Origin of the sequence: Streptococcus sp. CSL10205-OR2, assembly GCF_025660655.1 — a bacterium.
GTDB lineage: Bacteria > Bacillota > Bacilli > Lactobacillales > Streptococcaceae > Streptococcus.
On sequence record NZ_JAOTIN010000010.1, the window covers coordinates 35,540 to 48,104 of the forward strand.

The 12,565-nt window shown below is 38.5% G+C and carries 14 protein-coding genes and 1 pseudogene; 1 reads left to right on the forward strand and 14 read right to left on the reverse strand.

Annotation, left to right across the window (positions count from 1 at the left end):
- Positions 1 to 10: 10 nt before the first annotated feature.
- The 13 genes from rpsI to rpsO form a co-directional block, all read right to left on the reverse strand.
- Complete coding sequence (gene rpsI / locus N7659_RS05835) at positions 11 to 403, reverse strand: 30S ribosomal protein S9 (protein WP_263276268.1); 393 nt, start codon at positions 401 to 403, stop codon at positions 11 to 13.
- Between the two features lie 19 nt (positions 404 to 422).
- Positions 423 to 869 (reverse strand): 50S ribosomal protein L13, encoded by a 447-nt coding sequence (gene rplM, locus N7659_RS05840; RefSeq protein ID WP_018370165.1) that lies wholly within the window; start codon positions 867 to 869, stop codon positions 423 to 425.
- 179 nt (positions 870 to 1,048) lie between these two features.
- Positions 1,049 to 1,243: a helix-turn-helix transcriptional regulator gene (locus tag N7659_RS05845; protein ID WP_199568161.1), complete on the reverse strand. Its 195-nt coding sequence runs from the start codon at positions 1,241 to 1,243 to the stop codon at positions 1,049 to 1,051.
- Positions 1,240 to 1,716: a hypothetical protein gene (locus tag N7659_RS05850; RefSeq protein ID WP_263276269.1), complete on the reverse strand. Its 477-nt coding sequence runs from the start codon at positions 1,714 to 1,716 to the stop codon at positions 1,240 to 1,242. Before N7659_RS05850 ends, N7659_RS05845 begins: the two co-directional genes overlap by 4 nt.
- 34 nt (positions 1,717 to 1,750) lie before the next feature.
- On the reverse strand, positions 1,751 to 2,209 hold the full coding sequence (locus N7659_RS05855; RefSeq protein WP_263276270.1) for a hypothetical protein: 459 nt from the start codon (positions 2,207 to 2,209) through the stop codon (positions 1,751 to 1,753).
- A 155-nt stretch (positions 2,210 to 2,364) separates the two neighbouring features.
- The gene (locus N7659_RS05860; RefSeq protein ID WP_263276271.1) at positions 2,365 to 3,258 is read right to left on the reverse strand and encodes a haloacid dehalogenase-like hydrolase; all 894 of its coding nucleotides are present in this window, start codon (positions 3,256 to 3,258) and stop codon (positions 2,365 to 2,367) included.
- Between the two features lie 77 nt (positions 3,259 to 3,335).
- A complete protein-coding gene (gene rlmB / locus N7659_RS05865) occupies positions 3,336 to 4,064 on the reverse strand; it encodes a 23S rRNA (guanosine(2251)-2'-O)-methyltransferase RlmB (protein ID WP_263276272.1) in 729 nt (242 codons plus the stop codon).
- A gap of 41 nt (positions 4,065 to 4,105) precedes the next feature.
- A complete protein-coding gene (locus tag N7659_RS05870; RefSeq protein ID WP_263276273.1) occupies positions 4,106 to 4,495 on the reverse strand; it encodes a Mini-ribonuclease 3 in 390 nt (129 codons plus the stop codon).
- Positions 4,488 to 5,837, reverse strand: a complete 1,350-nt coding sequence (gene cysS, locus N7659_RS05875; RefSeq protein ID WP_263276274.1) for a cysteine--tRNA ligase — start codon at positions 5,835 to 5,837, stop codon at positions 4,488 to 4,490. The genes N7659_RS05870 and cysS overlap by 8 nt, the downstream gene beginning before the upstream one ends.
- On the reverse strand, positions 5,834 to 6,355 hold the full coding sequence (gene cysE / locus N7659_RS05880) for a serine O-acetyltransferase (RefSeq protein WP_317629567.1): 522 nt from the start codon (positions 6,353 to 6,355) through the stop codon (positions 5,834 to 5,836). The genes cysS and cysE overlap by 4 nt, the downstream gene beginning before the upstream one ends.
- Positions 6,356 to 6,375: 20 nt before the next feature.
- The gene (locus N7659_RS05885; RefSeq protein ID WP_263276275.1) at positions 6,376 to 7,137 is read right to left on the reverse strand and encodes an SseB family protein; all 762 of its coding nucleotides are present in this window, start codon (positions 7,135 to 7,137) and stop codon (positions 6,376 to 6,378) included.
- Positions 7,118 to 9,271 (reverse strand): polyribonucleotide nucleotidyltransferase, encoded by a 2,154-nt coding sequence (pnp, locus tag N7659_RS05890; protein WP_263276276.1) that lies wholly within the window; start codon positions 9,269 to 9,271, stop codon positions 7,118 to 7,120. Before pnp ends, N7659_RS05885 begins: the two co-directional genes overlap by 20 nt.
- Before the next feature lie 220 nt (positions 9,272 to 9,491).
- Complete coding sequence (gene rpsO, locus N7659_RS05895; RefSeq protein WP_199568171.1) at positions 9,492 to 9,761, reverse strand: 30S ribosomal protein S15; 270 nt, start codon at positions 9,759 to 9,761, stop codon at positions 9,492 to 9,494.
- Positions 9,762 to 9,957: 196 nt separating this feature from the next.
- Between rpsO and def the strand changes: the two genes are divergently transcribed.
- Complete coding sequence (gene def / locus N7659_RS05900; RefSeq protein WP_263276277.1) at positions 9,958 to 10,572, forward strand: peptide deformylase; 615 nt, start codon at positions 9,958 to 9,960, stop codon at positions 10,570 to 10,572.
- A gap of 67 nt (positions 10,573 to 10,639) precedes the next feature.
- Here def and N7659_RS05905 read toward each other — a convergent pair.
- Positions 10,640 to 12,368 (reverse strand): annotated as a pseudogene (locus tag N7659_RS05905) (ABC transporter ATP-binding protein).
- Positions 12,369 to 12,565: the final 197 nt, after the last annotated feature.

A 12,565-nucleotide genomic window follows, 5' to 3' on the forward strand; every position in this document is an offset into this window, starting at 1 on the left:
ATCGCTGATATTAACGTTTACTAAATTGTGATGCTTTACGTGCTTTTTTAAGACCTGGTTTCTTACGTTCAACCATACGTGCGTCACGAGTAAGAAGACCTGCGCGTTTCAATGAATCGCGGAAATCTGGATCTACTTGTAACAATGCACGCGCGATACCATGACGGATCGCTCCTGATTGTCCAGCATAACCACCACCAACAACGTTAACGAAAACGTCGTATGAATCAGCAGTTGATGTCACTGCAAATGGTTGGTTGATGATTAAACGAAGGTCAGCATGTGGGATGTATTCTTCAACATCTTTTTTATTAACAGTAATTTTTCCAGTACCTGGAACCAAACGAACGCGTGCAACAGCGTTTTTACGGCGTCCTGTACCTGCATATTGTGCTTGTGCCATTATTTAATGCTCCTTTCTCTTAGATAAGTCCTGAGATATCAAGTACTTCAGGTTGTTGTGCAGCATGTGTGTGCTCAGCTCCTACAAATACTTTCAATTTCATCCCTTGCGCACGTCCAAGAGTGTTGTGCGGAAGCATACCTTTGACAGATTTCTCAATCAAGCGAACAGCATTTTTAGAACGCAATTCACCAGCAGAGATTTGTTTCAATCCACCTGGATACATTGAGTGAGTGTAGTAAATTTTATCAGTTGCTTTTTTACCAGTTAATTTCACTTTTTCAGCGTTGATAACGATAACAAAGTCACCTGTATCAGTATGTGGTGTAAATGTTGGTTTGTTTTTACCGCGAAGCACGCTTGCGACTACTGCAGAAAGACGTCCAAGAGGCACATCAGTTGCGTCAACAACGTACCATTTACGGTCAACTTCACCTGGCTTAGCCATGTATGTTGTTTTGTTCATGATTTCTCCTATACAAATCGTTTATGTTTACAATGTGGATGTTCCGGTCCACGGGTTATTTCAAAAGCTTTCCGGGGCTTACGAAATGGGGTAAACAATACCGCTTATAATCATATCAAAAAAAGAGGGGTAAAGTCAAGTACTTTAGCCCTTCTTTTCCTTTTTATTTTTAATTTCTCTCATTCTTCCCAAAACAAATCGTCAAGGGTTTTATCAAGCGCCTTACAAATCTCAATACAAAGCTTAATCGTGGGATTATAACCCCCTTTTTCGATAGCAACAATGGTTTGCCTTGACACACCAACCAGATCAGCCAAGGCTTGTTGCGACAAGTCTTTAGCAACTCGTGCTGATTTTAGTTTTAAATTCTTCATGCTTTATTCTCTCTATCATTCAAATACAGGCGATACAAAATACTACTTCCTATAACTACTTGTGCAAAACCTAGGATCATTAAAGAAGTATCATTCTCACTCAAAAAGCGTAAGACTTTCCCATTTACCTGCACCGTCTCCCAAATCGTATAGATAAGAGTTATTATCCCAAAGAACAAGAGTAAACCACCAACAAGATAGCCATTTTTACCAAAGCGTTTATCAACAAAAATGGAAGCATCGTGTATTGTCGCATAAACAACCTGAACGGTAATCCCAACTAATAGGGCTAGTAACATCAAATCCTTGCCAGCATGAGCAACTACTGTTAAGCGAATGAACCAAAATGAAACCATAAGTGTCAAGACCATAGTCCAAAAGCCAAGTTGATAACTTCTAAACAAAATTTGTTCTTGTCGTTCATCCATTTTTGTTATCTTTTTATCTTTCAACATTTTATTTCCTTTTCTCATCAACGATTTATTTCTAATAAACTAAGATTTTCTTTCAAACACCTAACGATTCGTTTTTTCCTTTTTTTTCTTTAATGATTTTTACTAATGTTGTCAATCCAAGACTAAAAAAGAAGAGAAAAGTTAAAATTTTAGGAATTTCCCAAGCACCTCTTAACAAAGAGGAAAAATTTAAAAGAGCAACCACCAAATTGGAAATCAAAAAATAAACTTGGTTTTTATCATTAAGATCAAAATAAGCATCTTGCCAAATACTGTAATTGGAATAGACAATAACTCCTAGAGAAAACGGCAGAAAGAGTAATTCAACAGAGAGTCTCAACCCAGTAAATGTTGAAAGAACAATAATAGCAAGTAAAATGGCCATTACAGTAAAAAAACTTAACTTATAGGCCTTGTATTGTTCAAGTATTTGACGTTTAAAGGCTTTGGTATATTTCAAATAAGCCCCAAAGAAACATAACAAAATAATGATTATTAGCATTCCAGTCATATTTTAAACCCCCTTACTTATTATCATTATATGATATAACAATCATTATGTCAAATATAGTATACATTTTATTGCAATGATCACATTAAAAAGACTAGGTTAAACCTAGTCTCTAAAACTGATATCATTAGTTTTTTTATTTCAGCAATTTAGTCTTAGCGTCTCACAGACTGTCCCATTCTAAAGTAGGTATGACGTCTGCCACGTACCGCAATGCTTAAAGCGAGGATGTTTTCTGGGATTGGCATACGACCATAACCGGCATCACCAATATGGTGGATATCACTACCCACGCGCTTGTTGCTGAGAGCAAATTCACGAATGGTCGCTTCATCAGCACTTTCTTGGCTGGTACCAATGGTACTCATGACAAGACCACCCATTGCTTTGATACGGTCAACGATTGGTGCCAACTCGTGCTCCCTCACACTGGGAACAGTGCCAACACTAGGCACTAAAACACCATCAGCGCCTGCTGTGATAAAGTCAGACAAAACATCACCATCTACAACAGTCTCACCAACACCGGCACCGTGCATTTTGCCCGCAAAAATTAAGCCGTTAAAGGACTCTCTAACTATACTAATTGCTTCTTTAATCGCCTGTAAGGAGACTCCGGTAGAAGGATTGCCAGTCAACAAAAGAAAATCAACGCCTAACTCTTGGGCTTTGATAAAGGTCTCTTTGGTCGCTAAACGCCCTTTGGGAAGACTGATTTTCTCATCAACGACAGTCACATTCTCATCAACAGGCTCAAGGTTAATCCCAATAGGACGACCCGTCAAGCGCTTGAGTTCAGCAATGGGATTTGGCGTGTCATAAAAACCGTTGATGTATTGGGTGAAGACATCAAACTCATTGAGCACAAGCAGATCAGCGCCAAAACTCGCCATCATCTCGGCATTAGTCACCCCATCAATCAAGGGCGCAGCCGTCACGATAGTCTCCCCCAAAATAGTGCGTCCCTCACTGCTTTTAATGGCCTGTTTGAAGTCGTCTTTCGTCATCTTTTCAAAATCACTCGCATAACACGAAATTAGTCGTTTCATAGCACTTCCTCTTACTCTCTAATAGTGGATTATTATTTTTATTTTTTGGTCCATCCTTATCAGCACACATCGTTTGTTTACAAGCGATGACGATAAACCTCATACATGAGAATGGCAGCCGCCACACTGGCATTGAGGCTTTGCACGTGTCCACTCATGGGAATGGTAATCATCTCATCCACCTGTTTTTTCAGATTGGTAGAAATACCTTTGCCTTCATTGCCGATAATCAAGGCAAGCTTTCCTGAAGTGTTCCACTTGGTTGATGGCGTGCCATCCATATCAGTGCCAAAAATCCAGAAACCTGCTTCTTTTAGCTTATCAACTGTCTGATTAAGATTAGTCACCCGCGCAATCGGGAGGTGTTCAATCGCACCTGTAGAGGTTTTCGCAACAACAGGTGTCACCCCAACCGCACGATGTTTAGGGATAATCACACCACAAACTTGAGTAGCATCAGCCGTTCTTAAAATAGAACCAAAATTATGAGGATCATTTAAACCATCCAAAATAAGGATGAGAGGATTCCCCTCCTGACTAGCTTTAGCCAAAATATCTTCTAATTCAGAGTAAGCATAAGCAGAAACTCTCAAGACAAAGCCCTGATGAACAGCTCCTTGCGTCATCTCAGATAAAGCTTTTTTAGACGTCCAAGAAATAGACACCTTTTTTTCAGTAGCTAGAGCCTTAATTTTATCAACATTTTTGCCACGCAAATCATCCTGCACATAGAGCTTATTGCCTGTATTTGCCTGTAAACTTTCAATAACGGCGTGAACGCCATAAACTATATCATTATTTTCCATACCTTCATTATAACAAAAAAAGACAAGTTTTCTTGTCTTTTTTATGATTCTTCGACAACTTTAAAGCACCAGGCAATCAATTCTTCCAGACGATCAACTTGTTCGGTCATATGAAGATAGCCAATCACCGCTTCAAAGCCAGTTGACATCCGGTAAGTGACCACATCTGTGTTTTTAGCCTTAGTATTACTCGTTGCATTACGGCCACGGCGATAGATGTCTTCTTCTTTTTCCGTCAACATCTTTTCTTCAATCATTTTATTAATCAGCATGGCCTGTGCTTTGGCTGACACGTAGTGTGTCGCCATCCGGTGCAATTGATTGGGCTTGGTTTGCCCTGTCATGATGAGATGTCTACGCACATACATCGAATAAACCGCATCCCCCTCAAAAGCAAGGGCAATCCCGTTAATCAGGTTAACATCAAGCACGCGTCCACCTCACACCCTCTTTGGTATCTAATAATTTAATGCCTTTTTTGGCTAAATCATCTCTAATACGATCAGCTGTAGCAAAATCTCGGTTCTCTCTAGCTTGTTGACGTTCTTCAATGAGTTTTTCAATCGCCTCATCAAGAATCTCTTCCTCATCATCAAAGAAAATACCAAAAACGGCTAACAAGTCAGAAAAAACAGTCTTAACAGCTTGATTGTAGTTGCCTGAATTAATCCATTTAGCCAACTCAAAGATAACGGTAATCCCATTAGCAGCGTTAAAATCATCATCCATGGCTGTAGTAAACTGGGTAACAAAATCATTTAAACGATTCTCATCAACCATTTCTTTAAAGGATTGTGAGTAAGCATTTTTAAGGTATTTGAGGTTAACGTCTGCATCATGAATCGCTTTTTCGGTAAAATTGATCGGTTTACGATAGTGCTGTGTTGCCAAAAAGAAACGAAGCACTTGACCATCAACCGTTTTTAACATGTCATGAACAGTGACAAAATTACCTAAAGACTTAGACATTTTTTCATTGTCAACATTGACAAACCCGTTGTGCATCCAGTAATTGGCAAAGGTTTGACCTGTTTTAGCTTCAGACTGAGCGATTTCATTAGTGTGGTGGGGAAACTCAAGGTCTGCACCACCAGCATGAATATCAATGGTATCACCTAGCAATTCCGTTGACATAACAGAACACTCAATGTGCCAGCCAGGACGACCAGCTCCCCATGGACTATCCCAAGAAATCTCGCCATCTTTAGCTGATTTCCAAAGGGCAAAATCAAGAGGATTTTCTTTAAGTGCCATCTCGTCATCCACACGGCCACTCGCACCAACTTCCAAGTCCGCTAAGGTTTTATTGGCTAATTTGCCATAATTCTTAAACTTAGACACCCGGAAATAAACATCTCCAGAAGCCTCATAAGCATAATTTTTCTCCAATAAGACGGTAATAAAATTAATAATATTTGGAATATAGTCCATTACACGCGGATGATTGGTGGCAGGTTTGACAAAGAGTTTACCAGTATCTTCTTTAAAAGCCGCAATAAAAGTATCTGCCACTTCTTTTGGAGTCATCTCCAACTCAATCCCAGCCTTAATGATCTTGTCATCAACATCGGTAAAGTTTGAAATATAATTCACCTGATAACCACGGTATTCAAAGTAACGGCGAATGGTGTCAAAGGCAACAGTGCTTCTAGCATTACCGATATGAATATAATTATAAACCGTTGGCCCACAGACATACATTCTCACCGTCTTTTCTTCTATCGGCTGAAATTCCTGAAGGCTTCTTGTCATCGTGTCATAAATTTTAATCATTCTTTCCCCTTACTTTTTGTTGGTTTTGCTGGAATACCAACCACAGTTATACCTGCTGGGACATCCTTTAAAACAACAGCCGACGCACCGACTTTAGCATATTCACCGATTTCGATAGGACCAATCAGTTGCGAGTGAGCAGATATTAAAGCACCACGTCTCACTGTAGGATGCCTTTTCCCACATTCTTTCCCCGTACCACCAAGTGTCACACCGTGATAAAGAAGGACTCCTGTTTCAACAATGGCAGTCTCTCCTATCACTAGACCATTGCCATGGTCTATGAAGACACCAGGAGCAATCTGGGCTCCTGGATGAATCTCAATTTGTGTTAAAAAGCGCCAAAATTGACTATGCATTCTTGCAAGTAATTTAAACCCATGTTCCCACAAAAAATGTGACACCTGATGAGCAGCAAGCGCCTTAACGCCTGGATAAGTTAGTAAAATCTCCAAGGTGTTTCTTGCTGCCGGATCATTTTTTTTAACAATTGCAATGGTTTCTTTCCACCAACCCATAAATCTCCTTTATCGTCTCTTTAAGGTAATTGATCCCAAGAGAGCATCTCCATTTCTTCATCAAAAGGATTTATCACAATCCCTTTTGATGGCAATATTTCATTTTCTCCTGATTGCGGTTGTTTTAGTTCAGTGAGTTGCCAAGCTAGCACGTTGCCCTTAGCCTCTCTAAAACGTAAACCAAACTTTTCATGATTATACCAGCGAGCGAAACTTTCTAAGTTAGAAAAGACAGGAATATAAATATCTCCATCAGGATTTGTCATGGTTGGAAATAGTCTCTTTTCATTTTTTTCTTTTGTCAAAGAAAATGATGGTATCAGATAATATTTTTCCAATTTCTCTGCTTTTTGATTGTCTTCATTCATCAATCGATTCAAAATAGCAGTGAAATAATTGATAAATGTCACTAGTTCCTGACTTTTAAAAGTAGTTGTATTACCGAAATCACCAGTTTTTTTCAAGTTAAAGACAAGACCATATAATTTATTAACAAGCGCTTCTTCCAAAATTTCCAAGCTGGAACGAAGAGTCCAATGTTGATTTTGAGCACTTTCTTGAACGGCTTTAAAAGCGTCCAAATCCTTCTCATCAGTAAAAACTGGTGTCACTTTTTTGCCATCAACCTCAATAGCATAAGGTGCTTCACTGGCCCAAACAGGGCTTTGATGGAGGCTGTTCACAAAAGCAATGCTATCTAAAAAATTATCCGGTGTATTGATAAAAGCACGCAAGCGTTTATCAATGTCTGCCATAATGTTATTATTTGTCTTGTTTGTCATGTTTTTCTTCTTTACGTTCTTTTTTCTCAGGTCTTGGTGGTCTTGGCAAAAGTGCCTTCATCGACGCATCAACACGTCCCTTATCATCCACTTTAATCACTTTAACAGAAACCGTATCGCCAATAGCCACTAAATCTTCGACCTTGTTAGTTCTTGCCCAAGCCATTTCTGAAATATGAACAAGCGCATCAGTCTTATCAAAGAGATTAACAAAGGCACCGAATTTTTCAATGCGAACGACTTTAGCTTCATAGACATCACCAACTTTTGCTTCACGCACTAGGTTAGTAATAATTTCTTTGGTACGATTAATTGCTTCTTGATCGCTCGAGTAGATAGACACCATACCTTCTTCGTCGATATCAATCTTAACGCCTGTTTCAGCGATAATCTTATCGATGGTTTCACCGCCCTTACCGATAACAATTTTAATTTTATCGACATCAATTTGAATGGTATCAATTTTTGGTGCGGTAGGTGCCAATTCTGGACGAGGTCCAGAAATAGTGTCATGAATGACATCAAGAATTTCAAAACGTGCTTTTTTCGCTTGTGCTAATGCTTCTTCTAAGATTTGAGGAGTGATTCCTGCTATCTTGATATCCATTTGAAGAGCCGTAATACCTTCTCTTGTACCAGCCACTTTAAAGTCCATGTCGCCAAAGTGATCTTCTAGACCTTGAATATCGGTTAAAATAGTGTAGTTATTACCATCAGAAATCAATCCCATGGCAATTCCTGCTACTGGCGCTTTAATTGGTACACCACCAGCCATAAGAGCAAGTGTCCCCGCACAGATCGACGCTTGAGAGCTAGAACCATTTGATTCTAAGACTTCTGCCACCAAACGAATGGCATAAGGGAAATCCTCATAACTTGGTAAAACTTGCTCAAGAGCACGTTCCCCTAACGCCCCATGACCAATCTCACGACGACCAGGTGCTCCGTAACGGCCTGTTTCACCAACAGAGTATTGTGGGAAATTATAGTGATGCATAAAGCGTTTTTTGTACACCTCATCAAGACCATCAACCAATTGTGTTTCACCAAGTGGTGCCAAAGTTAAAACAGACAAGGCTTGTGTTTGCCCACGTGTAAATAAACCTGAACCATGAACTTGTGGTAAGAAATCAATTTCAGCATCTAGTTGGCGAATCTCATCAACACGACGACCATCAGGACGAATTTTATCTTCTGTAATCAAGCGACGTACTTCTGCGTGTTCCATCTGCTCTAGAATCTCAGCCACATCACGCATAATGGTTGCAAGATCCTCATCATCAGCATATTTTTCTTCGTAAACAGCTTTAACTTCTTCTTTGACGGCTTCTGTTGCTGCTTCACGCGCTAATTTTTCTTCAACTTGTACGGCTTTTTGTAATTGTGTATTGTATTGAGCAATAATTTCTGCTTGCAAGTCTTTATCGACTTGGAGAAGTTCAACCTCTGCTTTTTCCTTACCAACTTGAGCAACAATCTCTTCTTGGAAGGCAATCAATTCTTTAATAGCATCATGACCAAGTAGAAGAGCTTCCAACATGATATCTTCGGTTAATTCTTTGGCACCAGACTCAACCATGTTAATGGCGTGTTTAGTTCCTGCCACAATGAGGTCTAATGAAGAAGCCTCTTGTTCTTCTTGTGTTGGGTTAATAATGTATTTACCATCTACATAAGCCACTTGAACCCCTGCGATTGGACCATCAAATGGAATATCAGAAACGGATAACGAGAGTGATGACCCAAACATAGCAGCCATCGGTGCAGATGCATTAGCATCGTATGAAAGTACTGTGTTAATCACTTGCACTTCATTTCTAAAACCTTCTGCAAACATTGGACGAATCGGACGGTCAATCAAACGTGCGGTTAGAGTTGCATTGGTACTTGGACGGCCTTCACGTTTATTGAATCCACCTGGGTATTTCCCAGCAGCATACATTTTTTCTTCATAATTGACTTGAAGTGGGAAAAAATCACCAGTTGCCATTTTTTTAGACATGGTTGCTGCGGTTAAGACCGTTGTTTCACCATAACGAACAACGACAGCCCCATTGGCTTGTTTTGCCACCTGACCAATTTCAACCACTAAAGGTCGTCCAGCAAAAGTTGTTTTAAACACTTGTTTTGACATAAAAACTCCTTGAATCTATTTATTATTTGATACATCGTTTGCTACAAAAATCAGCCTACTTCTCTAGAAATAACCTCATCTTTGTATCAATCATGTATCCCTTTTATTTTACCACAAATGAGATAAAATAAAAAACGTCTTAGCTACTGTTTTTCAGATGTTTTCATTTTCTAAAAAAGAAAAAAGCTCCCAAAGGGAACTTTTCTTTTGACAATCTTGATTAACGACGAAGACCTAATGAACCGATTAATTCACGGTAACGGTTAACGTCAGTGCGACGTAAGTACGCTAATAAGTTACGACGGTGACCGATTTTTTTCATCAATCCACGGTAAGTAGCGTTATCTTTTTTATGAACTTTAATATGTTCGTTTAAGTGGTTGATTTCCCATGTTAATACTGCCACTTGAACTTCAACACTACCTGTGTCACCTTCATGACGAGCGTATTGTGCGATAATTTCATTTTTTTTCTCTTTTGAAATTGCCATTATTTTTCTCCTTTTTATGCTTTATCCGAGTCATAGGTTTTGGCAGACCTAAAACCAAGAAAAAGTTGGTGTGTCCTTAGGACATCATTCATTGTACCAAAAGAGACTCCCTTTTGTCAAATAGTGCCACTTTATTTCTTGTTTTTTTTATGATATAGTTAGACATGAAATTAGATTTAGAAATCGAGGAATACTCATGTCTGTTCAAGAAAAATTAATTCGTGCTGGTCATCTCATTGATATGGACGATATCATCAGAGAAGGAAATCCTACTCTTCGTGCCAAAGCTAAAGAAGTGACCTTACCACTTTCTGATGAGGACATCAGACTTGGTGAAAAAATGATGCAATTTTTAAAACACTCACAAGATCCTGTAATGGCTGAAAAAATGAAACTGCGTGCAGGTGTTGGTTTAGCAGCACCACAAATTGATATTTCAAAACGTATTATTGCTGTTTTAGTACCAAATCCTGAAGACCCAGAAGGCAATCCTCCAAAAGAAGCCTACTCTTTAGAGGAAGTCATGTATAATCCAAAAATCTTATCTCACTCTGTTCAAGATGCCGCTTTAGCTGAAGGCGAAGGTTGTTTATCTGTTGACCGTACTGTAGAAGGTTATGTGGTTCGTCATTCACGCATCACCATTGAATACTATGATAAAAATAATGAAAAACACAAACTAAAATTAAAAGGCTATAATGCCATTGTTGTCCAACACGAAATTGACCATATTAATGGCGTACTTTTCTATGACCGTATCAACCCTAAAAATCCATTTGAAAGAAAAGAAGGACTACTCCTATTAGATTAGTCACTAAAACAATAAAACCCTTTGACCTTGTTAGAAACAAACTAACAAAGCCAAAGGGTTTTTCTTATTAAGCAATCGTTTTTTGAATGTCTTGCATTTGAGCATAACGACCATTTTTAGCCATTAATTCTTGATGGGTTCCTTGTTCAACAATTTCACCATTATCTAAAACCAATATCTGATCAGCATCTTGAATGGTTGACAGGCGATGAGCAATAATAAAGGTTGTTCGACCTTCTTTCACCACTGCCATGGCTTTTTGGATAACCTCTTCTGTTTCTGTATCAATATGCGACGTTGCCTCATCTAAAATGAGAATTTTTGGATCAACAAGCAGAGTTCTTGCAAAAGCAATCAATTGTCTTTCGCCACTAGAAAAGGCTGCTCCTTTTTCGACCACTTTTTCATGAATGCCATTTTTTAATCGCGCTATCATGTCACTAGCACCAACACGCTTAAGAGCTGTCATAATCTCTTCATCAGAAAAAACAGGATTATTCATGGCTACATTACTAGCAATCGTCCCTGAAAAAATATAAGGGTCTTGAAGAACAATCCCCATATGACTACGAAGACTCTCTCTTGAAAACTCTTTGGTATCTTGACCATCAATCATGATGCGACCTTCTTGTGGATCATAAAAGCGATATAACAGATTCATAATGGAAGATTTTCCTGAACCTGTATGACCAACTAGAGCGACTGTCTGACCTGCTTTAGCATGGATAGCAATGTTTTTTAAAACTTTTTTATCAGCTTCATATGAAAAAGAAACGTTGTCAAAAACCACATCACCAACAGCAATGGTAAGTTCTTTGTCTGAATCATCTTCAAGCGGTTCGTCTAAGAGTTCTAACAGGCGATTTCCCGTCGTTAATGACCGTTTAAGATTTGGCAAACTTCGTACTAAATTTCCCATCATATCAAACAAGATAGAAACATAATTGATGTAGATAAATAGTCTACCTGGTGTGATTAGTGAATGATTGGCTAAAAATTGATAACCAACAATCGTTAGGGTTCCAGCAATCACAAAATTTTTCAACATTTCCATCAAGTTCCAAGAAAGTGAACTATCAATCAAAATAGCCTTGTTTTCTGATTGACGCATTTTCTCTGATAACTGAAGAAAGTCGTTCATAATCCGTTTTTCCTGGTGGTACAGTTGAATCACAACAGAACCATTCATCGTTTCATTCACTTGCGTGTTGATTTCACTTCTAGCTTCATAAAAATTAGAAATCGGCTTTTCCGTAATACGATTATAAAGAAGTTGCCAGTAATAAAAAATAGGGAGTACCCAGCTTCCAATCTAAGAAAAAGACAATCCCATAAATAATTGTAATTCTCAAACTCGCACGAACAAGATGAGATAAAAGATTAGCATAGAACTGTGTTCTAATGGTTTCTGTATCATTAACAATCCGAGTAGCGATTTTCCCTGCCGGCTTATCATCAAAGTAGGAAATAGGGAGTCGTTGCATCACTCGGTAGGCTCTTTCGCGTAAAAAGGCAGCTGTTTTATTAGCAGAATGCATCAAAAGACGAGTTGACACATAATAACCGATGCTATAAACAACCATTAAGGTCACAAATAAAGATAGATATCTTAACAGCAAGGCTTGATTAAGTGGCAACCCTTTAGATAAATCACTCAAAGGGCCATCAATAATTCTTCGTACAATGAGTGGTGACACTTGCTGTAAAAGAGACGACATTAAGAGCAAAAGCATCCCCAAACCGAAAAATTTTTTAACTGCTTTTAATTCTTTTACTAATGATAAAATAACACTCAAAACTAATCCTCCTTCGTTTGTTGGTATAGATATTATTCATAATATCAACCTTTTTTAGCCATCAAATCTACTGGTTTACCAACACTAGCGAAAGTTTCTCTTGATTTAATGCTTAAACTAACTTCTGTCAAAATTTGGCTTGAACCATTTGATAAATAAACGAATAAGATTCAAACACTATTACTTCTGATTTTTAA

What these genes read in the sequence shown, in the direction of transcription:
- N7659_RS05855 (WP_263276270.1), bottom strand. Translation starts at nt 2,209, where the DNA reads ATGACTGGAATGCTAATAATCATTATTTTGTTATGTTTCTTTGGGGCT.
- N7659_RS05850 (WP_263276269.1), bottom strand. Translation starts at nt 1,716, where the DNA reads ATGAGAAAAGGAAATAAAATGTTGAAAGATAAAAAGATAACAAAAATG.
- cysS (WP_263276274.1), bottom strand. Translation starts at nt 5,837, where the DNA reads ATGATTAAAATTTATGACACGATGACAAGAAGCCTTCAGGAATTTCAG.
- rpsO (WP_199568171.1), bottom strand. Translation starts at nt 9,761, where the DNA reads ATGGCAATTTCAAAAGAGAAAAAAAATGAAATTATCGCACAATACGCT.
- rlmB (WP_263276272.1), bottom strand. Translation starts at nt 4,064, where the DNA reads ATGGAAAATAATGATATAGTTTATGGCGTTCACGCCGTTATTGAAAGT.
- rplM (WP_018370165.1), bottom strand. Translation starts at nt 869, where the DNA reads ATGAACAAAACAACATACATGGCTAAGCCAGGTGAAGTTGACCGTAAA.
- cysE (WP_317629567.1), bottom strand. Translation starts at nt 6,355, where the DNA reads ATGGGTTGGTGGAAAGAAACCATTGCAATTGTTAAAAAAAATGATCCG.
- def (WP_263276277.1), top strand. Translation starts at nt 9,958, where the DNA reads ATGTCTGTTCAAGAAAAATTAATTCGTGCTGGTCATCTCATTGATATG.
- N7659_RS05845 (WP_199568161.1), bottom strand. Translation starts at nt 1,243, where the DNA reads ATGAAGAATTTAAAACTAAAATCAGCACGAGTTGCTAAAGACTTGTCG.
- N7659_RS05860 (WP_263276271.1), bottom strand. Translation starts at nt 3,258, where the DNA reads ATGAAACGACTAATTTCGTGTTATGCGAGTGATTTTGAAAAGATGACG.
- N7659_RS05885 (WP_263276275.1), bottom strand. Translation starts at nt 7,137, where the DNA reads ATGACAAACAAGACAAATAATAACATTATGGCAGACATTGATAAACGC.
- pnp (WP_263276276.1), bottom strand. Translation starts at nt 9,271, where the DNA reads ATGTCAAAACAAGTGTTTAAAACAACTTTTGCTGGACGACCTTTAGTG.
- rpsI (WP_263276268.1), bottom strand. Translation starts at nt 403, where the DNA reads ATGGCACAAGCACAATATGCAGGTACAGGACGCCGTAAAAACGCTGTT.